Here is a 15,299-nt window from a genome sequence, read left to right as displayed (position 1 = left end):
TTAATAACTGGTAACTAATAACTAAAAAAGCTGATAACTGATAACTGATAACTGAAAATGCAGTCTGGAAAAATCTTGAGACAACGTTACAAAATTATCGACTCTCCTCTAGGAAGTGGAGGATTTGGAGATACCTACTTAGCTCAAGACCTAGACCTACCAGAAAATCCGAAATGTGTAGTTAAACATCTCAAACCTAAAAGTTCAGACCCAGGAGTTTTGCCTGTTGCCCAAAAGTTGTTTGAGACAGAAGCAAAGACCTTATACAAATTAGGCAAAGACTCAGACCAAATACCAAAATTATTTGCTCATTTCCAGGAAGGAACAGAATTTTACCTAGTACAAGAATATATAGAAGGGCACGATATAAGTAAGGAACTGACCCCGGGGAAAAAATTAAGCGAGTCTTACACTATCACCTTACTCACAGGAATCTTAGAAGCATTAGCAGTAGCTCATCAAAATAATATTGTTCACCGAGACATCAAACCACAAAATTTGATGCGTCGTAAGTCAGATCAAAAAATAGTATTAGACTTGTCGCTTTATAACTTCAAAAACCCCCAAAAACCTTGTTATATAAGGATTGTAGCTATTGGTGGCTAAAAAGGCCTTGAAATTATTGCTCTGTCTAGGTTGGAGCGATTTTTTCCCTCTATTTAGCGATAACTCTATTACTTATTCCTTATTACTTGATTAATAATCCTCCCCAAGCAAGTAATAGAGAAAAAAAGAACGCAGCGATCGCCTGTCTACTTAACAGCAATAAGGCAAATCGAAGAGACTGTTCTCGCGCAATAGTTAACAGAGTAACCAAACAAGGTAGCAATACTCCTGCTAGATACACCCCAGTCAACACCTGCAAGGGAGTTAACATAGCCAAGGTTTCTGGTTCGGCAAATAATAGCAGCCCATCTTTGCGAATAGAGGCTAAAATAATAGGCAATGAGGCTTCCGGGGGTAAATTAAACCATCCCATCAAAGGGTTAATAATATTGGCTAAAGTTGCGATCGCTCCTAACCAATTCAATACAGAAGCAATAATCGTAATAATTAAAAGATGGGAGCAGCCAGCAATAAGAAAGCCCCGGGCCAGCAATAACGAACTTTTTCGGCCAGGATTATTTGCAACTAGATTTGCTTTTGAGCCACAATTAACTGCAACTGAGCCAGGATTATTAGCTATCATCTCCCCCGATTTTTTCCACTCTCCATTCCCAGGATGCAAGGCTGGTTGTCCTTCAATTGAATAGAGTTCTGCAAAATCGCTATCCTGATAAAATATACCCAATTCATCTCGAATAGTCATGTAGAGATTCCCTTTTGGAAAAGCTTGGTGTGCTATTTCTTTTGTTAAGGGTGGAACAGGTTTCATTGATTGAGGATGTAGAGCCATAATCTTTATACTACTTCCGTAATCTTTCAATATTTGTTAAACTTAGTTAATACTTCGCGAATATAAATCGCGAATCATCTTCTCCTTTTCTTAATGTTTCTCCTGTATGAATCAAAAACAAGCATCATCAGACCAAATTGAACGAATTGATCGTATCACATCCGCGATCGCGAGATCCCAAAAAAACAAATTATTGCTCAAGGTGAAGTTACTCCTCTAGGGACAGTAGTTTCTCGGGCTTCAAGTACGACAGCAGCAAAACATTTATTGGTACTAGAAACTTCAAGCACAAGAGCCAATTTTTCCAAAAACTAACGAGGCTAAGAGTTTTAGTAAATATAAGCATTTAGCAAAACCTGGTAGTCAAGCTCATATTACGGCAGTAATGCAGGTGGTTAGGTGTTCTCGTTCTTGATTAAATTCAACGTACTATTGATACTTTGTCACAAAATTTATTGGACGTTGGTTTTGACGAGCAACCAAAACAAAAATCAAATAATTAACTGGACATATTCGCAAATAATATTCGCGAATCTATCTCTTTTGTTAAGTTCATCAACAGTATCAGTTGCTACTCAAACCCCTTGAAAGAGAGTTTAGATGATAAGATCGCTCTTTAGGCTAATATTTAGATTTTTTAGTCTGATATTCTAGATTAGTAACGAAATAACTATATCCCCTAAGTAAAAATGTTAACTATTGGAACACAAAAAAGCGATCGAATTAGCACAATTACTAATACAACTTGGGCTGAATATATTAGTTTAGATTTACCCAGTAAACGAGTTTCATTTCGCAATGGAGTTATTACTATCGTGTCCCCAGGACGTAACCATGAATTGATTGGTGATTATATCAGGTTGATTATTTTGGCGTATTGTCGTAATCTTAATATGCCTATTTTCACCTTTAATCAAACTACTCTTAAGGAAGAAGGAAAAGAAGGGAAAGAACCAGATGTAGCTTACTGTTTTGAAATAGACAAAGACAAGCCAGATTTGGCAGTAGAAATAAATCTAACATCAGGGAGTATGGACGATTTAACTAAATATCAATACTTAAAAATTCCTGAAGTTTGGCTATGGGAAAACAATAAAGTTAAATTCTTTGTTTATCGTGATTCAGGATATTTAGAATTAACAATAAGCAATTCTCTGCCTAACTTAAACAGCGATCGCGTGACAACAATTGTCAATAGTTGTTTTGGTAAAAGTGTTTTAGAAGTAGAAAATTATTTCCGTTAAAACTTAATTTAAAAATCACAAAAATGAATCAAAACGAATCTTTACTACCCTTAAAAATCGCCGTCCTAACAGTTTCTGATACAAGAACCGAAGCTGATGATAAATCGGGTAAAATATTAGTCGATAATTTAACAACAACAGGACATTTATTAGCAGAAAAAACTATTGTTCCCGATAACATTTACCAAATTCGTGCTGTAGTATCTAGATGGGTTGCAGATGAATCTGTCCAAGTAATTTTGACTACTGGTGGTACGGGAGTTACAGGACGAGATGGTACACCAGAAGCGATTAAACCACTCTTAGACAAAGAAATTGAAGGGTTTGGTGAGATATTTCGGATGATTTCCTATCAAGAAATTAAAACCTCTACCATTCAGTCTCGAACTTTGGCAGGCGTAGCTAACGGTACTTATATCTTTTGTTTACCTGGTTCTAGTGGTGCTTGTCAAACAGGATGGAATATTATCAAAGAGCAACTAGATTCTCGTAATCGTCCTTGTAATTTGGCTCAATTGATACCGAGATTAACTGAAACTTAAAAATGGTCGGGCGATCGCTTTGTTACTTAGGGCTTGCTGAAAAAGTCTTATGGGTGAGGGTAGGAGTCAGGAGACAGGAGGAGTAAGAAATTTAGAGGAGGCAGGAGAAAGAATTATCCCTTGATTTTTCTGCCTTATGCAACCCTTTCATCCTAAATTTTTCAGCTTTAAGGAGCAAAAAGCTTGTACTTTTTCAAGACCATTATCGGCTAAAATCTTTATCTGTAAATGCTTTTAGATTTAATCAGCAAGCCCTACATAAAAAACTGTGAGCTAGAGAAAGCCATCCCGTTTTAACCGATCGCAGTGGAGCGGGGCTTACAAGGGGGCGAATTCGATTTGCCCCACAGCCCCTTGCGAACGTGGGTTTTAACCCCGTGTATCTAAATTCTTGATAATAATTTAAAACAGATTTTGCATATTCTTGATGCCGGCTACAAATGCTGCACCGACCAATTGACAACGCTCGTAAAAATCTTGTTCACTGGTGTGGATGTTAGAAGTTTCGTTGGATGTTACAAGTCCCCTATTATANTTCCTATAAAACGCTGTATAAAATCAATTGCTGTTGTGTGCATGACTTTGCATTTATTTTTCTAACATAAACTAAATAAACATTACCATATCTGATATTGTCAGAGTTCAAAGAAAAATTAAACCTAGCGTAAGATAGAAGTTTGGCTCAATTGATACCGAGATTAACTGAAACTTAGAAATGAGCTGGCGATCGCTCTGTTACTACTAATTGGCCAGTATCAGCGATCGCTGGAAAAATTTTAAAATGATTATTTTTGTACTATCAGAATTGATTTTCGTCTAAACTTATCGCTGCCATAAAAACTTCTCAAGTAATAATGACCACAAAGTTCTTATAGAAAATTTACAATTGATATTAAATTTTAAAATTTAATAAATAGTATCACTGTAAAATAACTTGCGGGAAAATCATGGCTCAAGCTTCAAAAACAAACAAACCGAGAAAAAATTCTGCTTACCAAAATTTAATGTCAATCCATTGGTGGATGTTTAATTGTTACATTATTATATTTTTAGTTGGTTGTTTTATGTCGCGTTTGCCTAGAGAAGCCTTTGGAAGAAACTTACTTTATGATTTCCATAAATCTCTAGGAGTATTGGCAATGGCTTTATTAACTTGGCGAATTTTAACTCTATTACAAGTGTGGTGGAAGAAATATACTAAGCGATTGCCCAAGTATAGTTTTAAATGGATGCAAAAAGTAGCCCTGCATACTTCTCTTTATATCTTTATGTGGGCTGTTCCTATTAGTGGTTTCTTTTTTTCTAACTCCTTTAAAAGCAATAATGTCCGCTTTTTTGGTTTAACCTTACCTGATTTATTTCCCCAGAATAGTGACTTAGTAGACTTAGGTCGAAACATACATTTTTGGTTAGCTTATACTTTTTTAGCATTTATTATCTTACACGCGATCGATCAATTCAAGGTAGTCAAAGGATTTTGGCGACGCATTAGTAAAAGAAAAACTAAACCTAGCTAAGACAAAAATTTGGCTCAATTGATAGCGAGATTGACTGAAACTTAGAGATAATAAAATGGTATTGTCTAATAGCCTGTAATTTGCTAGTGTACTTAAAGTCTGAATATATGTTAACTCAATCAGCTAAATTAACAGACATCTAAGATCAAGTCCAATGGAGGGATTAATGGTTACATTAGAAGATGCCAGAAGAGTAATTAGTGCCGCCGAAAAAAAAGCACTCGAAATTGGTCAACCAATGAATATAGCAGTAGTGGATGGGGGAGGAAATCTGGTAGCCCATGTACGAATGGATGGAGCCTGGATCGGAAGTATCGATATCTCCATTAAAAAAGCGTATACTTCGCGGGCGTTCAATCTGGCCACTAAAGATTTAGCCGAACAGAGTCAATCAGGAGGACAATTTTTTGGGATTCATGCCTCTAACAATGGCAAAATAATGATTTTTGCTGGGGGAATCCCCCTTTACAGTGAGGGACAAGTAGTGGGGGCAATTGGAGTTAGTGGGGGGTCGGGAGAGCAAGACCATGCCGTAGCCGAAGCTGGAGCAGCCCTATTTTAATTCTTGAAAACATCATTTGAGATGGATAAGGTAAGATCAGGCTTGGAGAAGTCTATTTATTTCTTCTCGCTTGATTCTACCTTCATAGTCACAAATGATTAAGCAGTCCCTAATCTTCGATTATCAAATCCGTGCTACCTTACGTCGGAAGCATCATAATCCTCCAATCTGGATAGAGAACCATTGGCATGATTTTCAAGTTACGTTACATCTTCGCGCTCAACGTAATCCATCTGATATGTATGGATTAGATATGGTCGAGATGGAACAGCGATTACAGGAATGGGGAGAGCGTTTACCTATAATTGTCAACGATTGTCCCCTATGTCCTGGAGGAACGACTGAAGAACTCTGTTGCTATTTTGCTTCTATTCCTTTAGAGAGTCATGTGACGTTAATTGGAGTTTCCGTCGCTGAAAATTCAGAACGACTCACTTATCTATCCATTAGCTAGAAATCAAAAGGTGAGTCGTAAATTTCTCTACGAAAAAAAAATATTGCTCAAAACAATGGCTACTCTTTGGCGTTTCTTTTTGTCCAAATACCAAAAAGACTAACTGTGATAATGCCAAATAAAACCGTTCTTAGAAACCTACGATTATCTATATAAATCTATGATTTTCTCTAAATAATCAGTTCTATTCTTGCTTCTGCCTGGCAACGTCGGCGTTATCCAGTCCACAAGCTGACACGGACTAACTGCCCGCCATAGCTAAATTTAATGCTGCATTCAAGTCTCGATCACAACTAAAATAGCAGTGTTCGCACTTAAACACTCTCTCAGATAAAGATAGAGACTCTTTTACAGTTCCACACCTACTGCAAGTCTTAGAACTAGGAAACCATCTGTCAACAATTATTAGTTGAGAACCGTATAACTCACACTTGTACTTTAACTGTCTACGAAATTCGTAAAACCCCATATCAGCAACAGCTTTAGCCAGCTTATGGTTAGCCATCATTCCTGATACATTAAGGTCTTCTATTACGACGAGTTCACGGCAGAGGCCGACGCAGCGGCTCGAATGCACGCGCCGCTCGACGAAGACGATGAGATATTCACCGGCACCAGCACGATCACCGAGGGGCTGGACGCGCCGCGCGAGTTCGCGGTTCGGCAGATCAGCTTTGACGATCCGCAGACCGCCGACGATCCCGTTCCCATGCCACCCGCCGCATAAATTCTAAAATTTCCACCTTTTTTCCTCTTTAATATTTATGTTTTTCTTTCTCTGTTCCCAGCTCCGGTGTTCCCAGTTAAGTGTGTCCTCACCCTTTGCAATATTTTATGAAATTGGTATAATAATTATAACATAATGATTTTTTTGCAAGGTTTAATTATCAATATTTTAGGAAGCAGAAAAGAATCAAAATAAAAAGAATAAAAATAGGTATATCTGATTGATGAATATCATACTCTAATAAATTGAGGCGGAGCTAACCTTTGATTAGCTTGAGTAGAGCGATCGCAAAACTCAACAAGGTAATTAGGGCTTGCGTATGGAAAGTCTTTTTGCTCTTTGTAGGAGACAGGAGACAGGAGAAATGGGTCGGGAGCGAGGAGGTAGAAGTAAGAATTGTCCCTAGATTTTTCTGCCCAACTATGCGCCTAAAATACTAACTTTTTGAGCGTTAATGACTGAAATAGGCGCACTTTTTTCGACCCCAAAAAGGCACTTTTCTTTATATGTCAATGCTTGTAGATTTAATCAGCAAGCCCTAATTAGTATATATTATGAAAAGCAGTGGTTTGGTAAGTATTTATACTCTATAAATATTTCTATATTAACTTTCTCATTCGTCAAATTCTCAGGAAAATATTTATGCTTAATATTTACTTAATTGTTGACTACTACGACTTTCTCCTAAATTCTGACTCTTGACTCCTACATTATCATTTTCTTTGTGGGTTTAATACCCCACCGTCAACGGGGGTGTTCACGCATTACTTGGGGGAGCGTAGACGCGGAGCGGCCCTTCGTTGACTATCCCCATGTAATTTTCCTCCTGTCTCCTGTCTCCTGTCTCCTGTCTCCTTCTTCAAGTACTACAAAATGTAGGTTATGGGCAGAGCCTTGGTATTACTGTACTCTTGTAGACTGAACATTGGCTGTAATATTTGTCTATAAATTTGAGACAATATGTATTTATAAGCTTGTAATGCAGACATCAATAAGCTTACAGCTTATTTGTAGTTAATGTGAGCTGTTTGCGCAGCATGACCTAGGAAAAATCTTGTTTGCGAGCCGTTACAGCTATATATATAATTAAAATAATAATGATTATCATTCTTATAATTATGGTTCTTTAATTCCATGTCCTTACCAAAACAAACCAACATTGCCATCGTAGGTGCGGGACCCCACGCCCTAACTTTGGTAACTCATCTGTTGCAAAAACGGGAAAAGTATCGCCATAAAATAATAGTATTTGACCCCAGTGGCACTTGGATGAGTCAGTGGCGACAGCAGTTTGCAGCTCAAGATATACCCCACTTGCGATCGCCCGTCGTTCACCACCCAGACCCAGACCCCTATTCCCTGCGTCGGTTTGCGGAAAATCGCCCAAACGAACTATTCCCTCCCTACGACTTACCTGGAACAAAAGTATTTCAAGAATTTTCCCAAGACGTAGTTAGTCGCTGGCAGTTAGAAGACAAAGTATACAAAGCATCAGTGACAAACATTGCTCCCATAACCTACCGAGGGAAACCTAACTTTCGAGTTGAACTAGATGATGGTAACTCAACCATAGCTCGTCAAGTAGTCATAGCTAATGGTGGGGGAAAACCGCAACTTCCAGAATGGGCGAAAAAAATTTCTACTCCCTATCCAAACGAAAGTCTTTGTCACTCCCACGAAGTAGACTTGCAAGGTTTGCGACTCAGAGGAGAAAAAGTGCTGATTATCGGTGGGGGATTAACTAGCGGTCACTTAGCATTGGGCGCTTTAAAACGAGGCGCAAATGTAGCCTTGATGTTAAGACGTAAGCTCAAAGAGAAATTATTTGATGCCGACGCTGGTTGGTTAGGTCCAAAATATTTAAAAGGTTTTAGCGCTGAAACTGACTGGCAAAAACGATGGCAGTTAATTCAACAAGCGCGAGATGGCGGCTCCGTGACACCAGAAGTGATGACTCAGTTGCGCCGTTACCAACACCAAGACGAGTTATCTATTTTTGAGGAATGTCAGGTAGTGGGTGCTGAGTTTGTCGGCGATCGCTGGCAGGTAAAATGTGATGATGGAATGATGTGGGAGGGCGATCGTATCTGGTTAGCAACAGGTACAAAACTTGATGTCACACAACAACCTATCTTAAAAGAAGTCTTGCATACTCACCCAGTGAAAATAGTGAACGGGTTGCCAGTATTAGATGAATATTTGTGCTGGTCTGGTTGTAAACTATTTATTATGGGTGGGTTAGCTGCTTTGCAAGTAGGACCTGTCGCCAGAAACCTATCGGGGGCAAGGATGGCAAGTAGCCGTATCGTATCAGCATTGAAAAATTGAGCTATGGAAGAAAAATGTCAGGAGTTGGTAAATTAGTGTATGATATTAGTCTTAATTACTTAGGAGTCAGGAGTCAGGAGTCAGGAGTCAGGAGGGAAGAAAGAAGAAGAAAGAATAGTAGAAGCAGAAAGTTTTTTGGTCGCGTAAAGGTCATGGAGTTCTATAACGCTCTTATCCGTTAGCGCAGCTCCCCTAGAAGGGGAAAATGATATCATACCTCAAATTACCAACGCCAAATGTCAAAACCTATAATTACTGTAGTAGCTGGTCTACCGGGAGTCGGCAAAACAAATTTTATTCGGGAACAAATGCCGAAAGATAGTCCTGCTGTCTATTTTAGCCCCGGTACTGGCAATGTTCCCATTGACCACACTTGCCTGGCTACGGATTTTCCCAATCTCAAAATTATTACTGATGCTCAACAGTCAAAACTCATAGAATATCTTGCTAATGGTACAGTTGCTTTCATCGAATTAGGCTTTTATTTAGAGTTAGATGCAATGTCATCATTCCTCGATAAAATTCCTAGCAGTCGTATTGCCATTATCCCACCAGGAATAGAAAATAGCGAATGGCATCAGTGGGCAAACCAAACTGTTGAAGGATTTGCTATTGAGAGTAATATTAATAATTGTCAATTTTGGCGATCGCCCACCCAGGGTCAAGTCATCGATCCGGCAAGTTTAGATGTTTTTTGGTATGAAGAATTAACTGCTGGAGCTTATGGTCAAATTATGCGTGCTAAAGCAATTTTTGATATTGCTGACGGACGTGCTTTGTACTTTGATTTTGTACTAGGAAAAGAGACTGAAGAACGAGAATTAAATTTACCAAGGTGGCTAGAAGGTAGACCAGAACGTTTTAGTGGAATTGAAGTTTTTGGTCATAACTTAAATCAAAAAGCTTTGGCAGAAACTTTACAAGATTGTTGTTTACCCGATGCAGCAATTTTAGCTGATCAACAACAAGTAAAAGAAACATTAGGAATTACCGAATAATGAATAATGAATAATTAAATAATTCGCGCCTTGAAGACTCCCCTTTTAAAGGGAAAAAAGCGGTCGATATTCGGAGATCCCCGTAGGGTGGGATTTATGGGTTTCCTATAATGAATAATGAATAATTAAATAATTCGCGCCTTGAAGCCTTTCCTTTTAAAGGGAAAAAAGCGGTCGATATTCGGAGCTTCCTGTAGGGTAGGATGGATGGGTTTCCTAACCATATCCAATCGACCAAGAAAAGAAATATGATTTCTTTATATTTAATCAATAACGGTTTTAGCCAGAAGTAATTATCCATTATACCAATTTGAAAAAAGAATGTTACAAATAGTTCCAAACTTTAGATGTCGAATAATTTGCTGAAATTACTGAAGCATCAAAGTTTTGAGCTATAAAATCTTACTTTTGACTGTCTTGAGTGCGTCTTACATTCTGAGGGGACCTCAGAATTACGCACTCGATGCATGACTTTTGACTTTTGAATTCCGTGAAACGATATTATCCATTATCCATTAATGAAAGAGGAATAATTAGTATGAAAATCGCAGTTATGTCTTGCATTCATGGCAACTACGAAGCTTTAAATGCTGTATTAATAGATATAGAAAAACAGAAAGCAGAGAAAATTTTCTGTGTGGGAGATTTGGTTGGTTATGGTCCCCATCCTAACGCGGTTGTCGAGCAAATTCGCAGTTTAGATATTCCCACAGTTTTAGGTTGTTGGGATGAAGATATTGTGGAGGGATTAAATTCTTGTGAATGTAGTTATCCTTCTTTATTAGCAGAGAAACGTGGTCAGTTAGCCCATGAATGGACTAATAAAGAAATTCATCCAGAAACGCGAGAATATTTAGCATCTTTACCTCATACTTTGAAAGAAGAAAATATGTGTTTTGTTCATGGTAGTCCTCATAGTAACCATGAATATTTATTGCCAGATTTAGATGGATTTTTAGCAGTTGAAAGAGTCTTAAGTAGTGGTGCTGATGTATTGTTTTGCGGTCATACTCATGTGCCTTATGTTCGGACTCTTGATGCTGGTCAATTATTAGTTAAAGTTAGTAGTTTGGGGAGGGAAAATTTAGAGTCAAACAGTTGTATTGCTCCTATGAAAAAAATTGTTAATGTTGGTTCTGTCGGAGAACCTCGTCATGGTAGACCGAATGCTACTTATGTTATTTATGACAATGAAACAGGAGAAGTAAATATTCGAGAGATTCCTTATAATTATCAACTTACTTGTGAAGCTATAATTAATAAGGGATTGCCAGAAATTTTTGCTTGGCGTTTGGCAAGAGGTTTAGAGTTTGCTGAAAGAGCTGATGACCCTACTCATATTTGTGAAAGATAAGTAATAATTAATAATTAATAATTGAATAATTCTGGTTTAAAGCCTCCCATTTTAAGGGAAAAAAAGCGGTCGTTTGGGCTCTTAGCCGAAAACGTCATATCCAATTGACCAACAGAAGAAATAATATTTCCTTATATTCAATCAATAACTGTTTTAACCAGAGGTAATTATTAATTATCCATTATTAATTATCAATTTAATCTCACTTTATCTATAGCATTTCCCATAAAGATAAGGTACATTTACGATCCCCCTAAATCCTCCTTAAAAAGGGGGGAGCCTTCAAAGTCCCCCTTTTTAAGGGGGGCAGGGGGGGATCTAAAAGTTTGCCTCATAACTGTGGAAATTGTTGTAACCTAAAAAAAAGCAAAAAATCATATGAATTATTGGGCAATTTTAACTGGAATCCAAGGAAATATCACAGCTTATGAAGCGGTACTTACTGATATAAAAAAACAGAAATATCCTGTAGAAGCTTTATATATTTTAGGAGATTTAGTCGGGCTAAATAGAGATTGCAAAAAATTAGTAGAGCGAGTACGTTATCCCAAAACAAACGAACTTATACCCCAAGTCTGTATGGGATGGTGGGAAGAACAATGTTTGATTTTACATGGATTAACTACCACAGCTGAACCGACAGAATTAATAGCAGAATATGGTATGGATACTGTGAAAAAATTATGGGATAATGTGGATAGAGAAACAGTAGAATGGTTGAGAAATTTACCCTTTGGTTTCTCTGAACTTGACTGTTTATTAATTCACGGCAGCACTGTGGGGGTAAGGGATAAATTAACTCCTGATACTCCACCGATACAAATGTTAGATAGATTAATGCGTTTTGGCGTTAATAATTTATTTTGTGGTCGCTCTGGTTTAGCTTTTCAATATCAGTTGGAAAATGGTTCGGTGAGTAGTGGAGTGACAAAGTTGGGAGCTGAAGTAGGTACTATTGAGACAACATCATCTACTCAAACTTTGACAACACTCCGTCAGGTTATAGGAGTCGGTAATGTGGGAAGTGTGCCGGGAAATGCGACTTATACTCTTTATAATCCTGGTACTAATCAAGTGAAATTTAGAACAGTTAGCGAGGCATATTCTTAACGAAGTCAGAAGTCAGAAGTCAGAAGCGGTCGTTTGCGGAGCATTCCGAAGGATGGGATGGCGAGGTCTCCCGCTCTTAACAGAGCCGCTCCGAAGTTCGCCATATCCAATCGACCAAGAGAGTCAGAAGTGATTTTTGTAATGGGGATTTGAGCCCCGCTCTAAAAATATTTCGCCTTAAAAGGCGGGGTTTTAGACCCATATTATTTTGATAATCTTGCTCTTACCTCAGAGAATATTCCTTATGTCAAGCTTCTTGCTTTCCTACGGAATGCTGCGCAAACAGCTAGAGGTACTGATAACTGATAACTGAAATGACCACTTCCTCACCAAGATTTTTTGTTAGAAAGCTAGCTTTTTTTTTATATAATGATTATTATTATCATAAAGTATCTATTCGAGATTGTCTTCTTGTGAACAAAACTAACGACCGTTTTGAAGTTGTAATTGTGGGGGCTGGGGCTGCGGGAATTGGCTGTGGCGTAGTCTTAAAAGATTTAGGAATTGAAAATTTTGTCATTTTAGAACGACATCAAATCGGGGCTTCTTTTAGCCGTTGGCCAGAAGAAATGGGGTTCATTACTCCGTCGTTTCCCAGTCATGGTTTTGGATTGCTGGATCTCAACGCAGTAGTTTTAAATACTTCTCCTGCCCTCAGTTTCAGAAAGGAACATCTTTCAGGGAAAGAATATGCCCTATATTTGGAGACTGTGGCAGAGCATTTTCAACTACCTATAAAAACTGAGACAAATGTGAAAACTCTTGCAGCTTTACCTCAAGGCCAAGGCTTTGTCTTGGAAACTTCTAAAGGCGAGTTGCGCTCACAGTTTGTGATTTGGGCAGCAGGAGAGTTTCAATATCCAAATCTTAATCCTTTTCCAGGGGCAGAATTGTGTATTCATAATTCCCAAATAAATTCTTGGAGAGAGCTTGAGGGGGACGAATTTGTAGTTGTCGGAGGCTATGAAAGCGGTGTAGATGCAGCATCAAATTTGGCAGCATTAGGGAAAAAAGTAAAGTTAATCGATCGCCAGAGTAGCTGGTCAAACTTAGACTCAGATCCTAGTGTTTCTCTGTCTCCTTATAGTCTAAAACGTTTAGAAATAGCTTATTCTATGGGTCGGGTAGAACTAATTGGAGACAAGCAGATTGAAGCAGTCAAAGCAGTAAAAAAAGGATATGTGGTGGAGAGCGAGTACGAAGAGTGGTTTAGTTCTACACGGCCAATTCTCTGTACGGGGTTTAATAGCAGTTTAGAACAAATCGCACCTCTATTTGACTGGACAAATGGCTATGCAGCTCTGACTCAAGAAGATGAGTCTACCCTAACTCCAGGATTATTTGTCGTCGGTCCTTCAGTGCGTCACGGCAATCTAATTTTTTGTTTCATTTATAAATTTCGGCAGCGATTTGCTGTGGTAGCAAATGCGCTTGCTCAACGTCTGGGAATCGATCCTACGACCTTGGAAGAATATCGCCGACAAGGTTTGTTCTTAGATGACCTTTCTTGCTGTAATGACGATTGTGTTTGTTGAACAATAAGATTTATGGTGTTGGAGAATGCGTAATGTTTAAGTGGGAACTGGTAAAGTTTTAAATCTCAAGTAATGTACAAGTAAACGAATCGAATACTTCAACATTTTTAGAGATTTAGAGTAACAGAGAGTTTTTCGATATTTACATGGTGAACTACCAGATGCGAAAGGGACGCGGGACTATTATACTAACGGCAAGCGTTAAAACTTTGTGACAAGAAAGGATGACGGCGATCGCTTAGGGAGCGATCGCGGCTAAAGTCCATACCTACCACGCAGCCGATTCTCAAACTCGGGTTAATATTATGAATCTACCAATGGCCCATAGGGAAGCGGAGAATAGCTCGGATCGCTAGTGGGTTCATACCAGTAGTTCATATGACCTTCAATGAACTCGACGCGGGAGATGAAACCATTGCCATCAACATCAATGCTGTCGAAAGCTTGATCGGCACGGTCGGTATCCTCTCCCCCAGAGTATATTGCTAGATACTTTCGGTATTCTTCACGGGATATCTTTCCAGAGCCATCTGTATCTACGAAATCAAAGAACACTTCGTTCTTTCGTCTACCCGCTTCACGCGACGATTGCATCAACGAGACCGCCTTTGCAGCATTGGCTAGGAACTTTTCGTAACCGATCTCGGTTTCAGCATCTACCTCACTGCCTCCAGCAACAAAGTTATCAAACAGGGAGCGAAACACTGCACGAATTTCTTCGTCTTTCGACCGATCGTTTTGATTTTGTACCAACCGCTCCGCAATCTCTTCATATTCAGAGCGCGACAAAAAACCATTTTGGTTAGTGTCCATGACCTTGAAGTAGGTTTTCATCTTGGCAACCCAAAAATTAGATGACAACAAATCTTCTAGAGACATTCTTCCTAATTCCACAATTAACTTCTGGCAATTTTAGCGTTTTCAACCATTGGTGTCAAGTTAAGGAAAGAGAAGTCATATCATGTCCGGTAGCATCGGTATTGTATAGCAAAGGGAAGGAAGAAGGAAGAGGCAAGAAGGAAGAGGGAAGAGGGAAGAGTAAAGAAAAGGGAAGAAGGCTACCCTCGCCAGAAAAAAATCTAAATTTCCTGTAGATATTTACCCTTGGGTTTACACAAACGATACCAACGGACATGATATCAATGGAAATAGGACGAAGTGGACATATCAGACGCTAAATCCGCACTAACTAAATATCCTTGAGGGCGAAACCAACACCGATACAAAGAATCCGCCCATTGACCGGAAGATCGGCATTGTATAGCAAAGGGAAGGAAGAAGGAAGAGGCAAGAAGGAAGAGGGAAGAGGGAAGAGTAAAGAAAAGGGAAGAAGGCTACCCTCGCCAGAAAAAAATCTAAATTTCCTGTAGATATTTACCCTTGGGTTTACACAAACGATACCAACGGACATGATATCAATGGAAATAGGACGAAGTGGACATATCAGACGCTAAATCCGCACTAACTAAATATCCTTGAGGGCGAAACCAACACCGATACAAAGAATCCGCCCATTGACCGGAAGATCGGCA

Annotated in this window: 18 protein-coding genes and 1 pseudogene; 15 read left to right on the top strand and 4 right to left on the bottom strand. The window is 38.8% G+C overall.

What is annotated here, in order from left to right:
• The first annotated feature begins 57 nt into the window (after positions 1 to 57).
• Positions 58 to 606 (top strand): protein kinase, encoded by a 549-nt coding sequence (locus F6K13_RS00540; protein ID WP_124146437.1) that lies wholly within the window; start codon positions 58 to 60, stop codon positions 604 to 606.
• A gap of 82 nt (positions 607 to 688) precedes the next feature.
• Here the strand turns inward: F6K13_RS00540 and F6K13_RS00535 are convergent, their stop codons facing one another.
• Positions 689 to 1,426, bottom strand: coding sequence for a hypothetical protein (locus tag F6K13_RS00535; RefSeq protein WP_205127559.1), 738 nt, complete (start codon positions 1,424 to 1,426; stop codon positions 689 to 691).
• Between the two features lie 659 nt (positions 1,427 to 2,085).
• On the opposite strand from F6K13_RS00535, the gene F6K13_RS00530 reads away from it, so the two are divergent.
• The 5 genes from F6K13_RS00530 to F6K13_RS00510 all read left to right on the top strand — a co-directional run bounded on the left by F6K13_RS00530 (position 2,086) and on the right by F6K13_RS00510 (position 5,715).
• Positions 2,086 to 2,640 (top strand): Uma2 family endonuclease, encoded by a 555-nt coding sequence (locus F6K13_RS00530; protein WP_124147638.1) that lies wholly within the window; start codon positions 2,086 to 2,088, stop codon positions 2,638 to 2,640.
• A 23-nt stretch (positions 2,641 to 2,663) separates the two neighbouring features.
• Positions 2,664 to 3,182: a molybdenum cofactor biosynthesis protein B gene (moaB, locus tag F6K13_RS00525; protein WP_124147639.1), complete on the top strand. Its 519-nt coding sequence runs from the start codon at positions 2,664 to 2,666 to the stop codon at positions 3,180 to 3,182.
• Between the two features lie 947 nt (positions 3,183 to 4,129).
• The gene (locus tag F6K13_RS00520; RefSeq protein WP_124147641.1) at positions 4,130 to 4,699 is read left to right on the top strand and encodes a cytochrome b; all 570 of its coding nucleotides are present in this window, start codon (positions 4,130 to 4,132) and stop codon (positions 4,697 to 4,699) included.
• A 166-nt stretch (positions 4,700 to 4,865) separates the two neighbouring features.
• Positions 4,866 to 5,261 carry a heme-binding protein gene (locus F6K13_RS00515; RefSeq protein WP_124147642.1) on the top strand — a complete coding sequence of 132 codons (396 nt, stop codon included), beginning with the start codon at positions 4,866 to 4,868 and terminating at the stop codon, positions 5,259 to 5,261.
• A 94-nt stretch (positions 5,262 to 5,355) separates the two neighbouring features.
• Positions 5,356 to 5,715 (top strand): hypothetical protein, encoded by a 360-nt coding sequence (locus F6K13_RS00510; RefSeq protein WP_124147643.1) that lies wholly within the window; start codon positions 5,356 to 5,358, stop codon positions 5,713 to 5,715.
• Between the two features lie 241 nt (positions 5,716 to 5,956).
• Here the strand turns inward: F6K13_RS00510 and F6K13_RS00505 are convergent, their stop codons facing one another.
• Complete coding sequence (locus tag F6K13_RS00505; RefSeq protein WP_287286653.1) at positions 5,957 to 6,313, bottom strand: transposase; 357 nt, start codon at positions 6,311 to 6,313, stop codon at positions 5,957 to 5,959.
• Between F6K13_RS00505 and F6K13_RS00500 the strand changes: the two genes are divergently transcribed.
• The 8 genes from F6K13_RS00500 to F6K13_RS00465 all read left to right on the top strand — a co-directional run bounded on the left by F6K13_RS00500 (position 6,287) and on the right by F6K13_RS00465 (position 13,767).
• Positions 6,287 to 6,442, top strand: coding sequence for a hypothetical protein (locus F6K13_RS00500; protein WP_287286651.1), 156 nt, complete (start codon positions 6,287 to 6,289; stop codon positions 6,440 to 6,442). The genes F6K13_RS00505 and F6K13_RS00500 overlap by 27 nt on opposite strands.
• Before the next feature lie 263 nt (positions 6,443 to 6,705).
• Entirely contained in the window at positions 6,706 to 6,882 is a 177-nt protein-coding gene (locus tag F6K13_RS00495) for a hypothetical protein (RefSeq protein WP_287286649.1), read from the top strand.
• A 694-nt stretch (positions 6,883 to 7,576) separates the two neighbouring features.
• Entirely contained in the window at positions 7,577 to 8,770 is a 1,194-nt protein-coding gene (locus tag F6K13_RS00490) for an FAD/NAD(P)-binding protein (RefSeq protein ID WP_124147655.1), read from the top strand.
• Between the two features lie 14 nt (positions 8,771 to 8,784).
• A complete protein-coding gene (locus tag F6K13_RS00485) occupies positions 8,785 to 8,952 on the top strand; it encodes a hypothetical protein (protein ID WP_161564745.1) in 168 nt (55 codons plus the stop codon).
• Positions 8,953 to 9,006: 54 nt separating this feature from the next.
• Positions 9,007 to 9,768 (top strand): GTP-binding protein, encoded by a 762-nt coding sequence (locus F6K13_RS00480; protein WP_124147654.1) that lies wholly within the window; start codon positions 9,007 to 9,009, stop codon positions 9,766 to 9,768.
• A 538-nt stretch (positions 9,769 to 10,306) separates the two neighbouring features.
• Positions 10,307 to 11,122: a metallophosphoesterase gene (locus F6K13_RS00475; RefSeq protein WP_124147653.1), complete on the top strand. Its 816-nt coding sequence runs from the start codon at positions 10,307 to 10,309 to the stop codon at positions 11,120 to 11,122.
• Positions 11,123 to 11,500: 378 nt separating this feature from the next.
• The gene (locus tag F6K13_RS00470; RefSeq protein ID WP_124147652.1) at positions 11,501 to 12,232 is read left to right on the top strand and encodes a metallophosphoesterase; all 732 of its coding nucleotides are present in this window, start codon (positions 11,501 to 11,503) and stop codon (positions 12,230 to 12,232) included.
• A 314-nt stretch (positions 12,233 to 12,546) separates the two neighbouring features.
• A complete protein-coding gene (locus F6K13_RS00465; RefSeq protein ID WP_205127565.1) occupies positions 12,547 to 13,767 on the top strand; it encodes an NAD(P)/FAD-dependent oxidoreductase in 1,221 nt (406 codons plus the stop codon).
• Positions 13,768 to 13,803: 36 nt separating this feature from the next.
• Here the strand turns inward: F6K13_RS00465 and F6K13_RS00460 are convergent.
• Positions 13,804 to 13,908: pseudogene (locus tag F6K13_RS00460) on the bottom strand (IS1 family transposase); the annotation flags it as partial.
• Positions 13,909 to 14,070: 162 nt separating this feature from the next.
• Entirely contained in the window at positions 14,071 to 14,646 is a 576-nt protein-coding gene (locus F6K13_RS00455; protein WP_124147651.1) for an EF-hand domain-containing protein, read from the bottom strand.
• Between F6K13_RS00455 and F6K13_RS00450 the strand changes: the two genes are divergently transcribed.
• Positions 14,622 to 14,861, top strand: a complete 240-nt coding sequence (locus tag F6K13_RS00450; RefSeq protein WP_124147650.1) for a hypothetical protein — start codon at positions 14,622 to 14,624, stop codon at positions 14,859 to 14,861. The two genes, F6K13_RS00455 and F6K13_RS00450, sit on opposite strands and share 25 nt — an antisense overlap.
• Positions 14,862 to 15,299 lie beyond the last annotated feature (438 nt).

Source organism: Okeania sp. SIO2B9 (assembly GCF_010672505.1).
GTDB classification, from domain to species: domain Bacteria; phylum Cyanobacteriota; class Cyanobacteriia; order Cyanobacteriales; family Microcoleaceae; genus Okeania; species Okeania hirsuta.
Note: the sequence above shows the minus strand (reverse complement) of the source record. Positions and strands in the feature narration are given on the sequence as shown.

Excerpts from the sequence above, each read along its gene's own strand:
- F6K13_RS00465 (WP_205127565.1), top strand. The coding sequence starts at position 12,547 with ATGACCACTTCCTCACCAAGATTTTTTGTTAGAAAGCTAGCTTTTTTT.
- F6K13_RS00480 (WP_124147654.1), top strand. The coding sequence starts at position 9,007 with ATGTCAAAACCTATAATTACTGTAGTAGCTGGTCTACCGGGAGTCGGC.
- F6K13_RS00470 (WP_124147652.1), top strand. The coding sequence starts at position 11,501 with ATGAATTATTGGGCAATTTTAACTGGAATCCAAGGAAATATCACAGCT.
- F6K13_RS00540 (WP_124146437.1), top strand. The coding sequence starts at position 58 with ATGCAGTCTGGAAAAATCTTGAGACAACGTTACAAAATTATCGACTCT.
- F6K13_RS00520 (WP_124147641.1), top strand. The coding sequence starts at position 4,130 with ATGGCTCAAGCTTCAAAAACAAACAAACCGAGAAAAAATTCTGCTTAC.
- F6K13_RS00450 (WP_124147650.1), top strand. The coding sequence starts at position 14,622 with ATGACAACAAATCTTCTAGAGACATTCTTCCTAATTCCACAATTAACT.
- F6K13_RS00530 (WP_124147638.1), top strand. The coding sequence starts at position 2,086 with ATGTTAACTATTGGAACACAAAAAAGCGATCGAATTAGCACAATTACT.
- F6K13_RS00510 (WP_124147643.1), top strand. The coding sequence starts at position 5,356 with ATGATTAAGCAGTCCCTAATCTTCGATTATCAAATCCGTGCTACCTTA.
- F6K13_RS00455 (WP_124147651.1), bottom strand. The coding sequence starts at position 14,646 with ATGTCTCTAGAAGATTTGTTGTCATCTAATTTTTGGGTTGCCAAGATG.
- F6K13_RS00490 (WP_124147655.1), top strand. The coding sequence starts at position 7,577 with ATGTCCTTACCAAAACAAACCAACATTGCCATCGTAGGTGCGGGACCC.
- F6K13_RS00475 (WP_124147653.1), top strand. The coding sequence starts at position 10,307 with ATGAAAATCGCAGTTATGTCTTGCATTCATGGCAACTACGAAGCTTTA.
- F6K13_RS00485 (WP_161564745.1), top strand. The coding sequence starts at position 8,785 with ATGTCAGGAGTTGGTAAATTAGTGTATGATATTAGTCTTAATTACTTA.
- moaB (WP_124147639.1), top strand. The coding sequence starts at position 2,664 with ATGAATCAAAACGAATCTTTACTACCCTTAAAAATCGCCGTCCTAACA.
- F6K13_RS00515 (WP_124147642.1), top strand. The coding sequence starts at position 4,866 with ATGGTTACATTAGAAGATGCCAGAAGAGTAATTAGTGCCGCCGAAAAA.
- F6K13_RS00500 (WP_287286651.1), top strand. The coding sequence starts at position 6,287 with ATGCACGCGCCGCTCGACGAAGACGATGAGATATTCACCGGCACCAGC.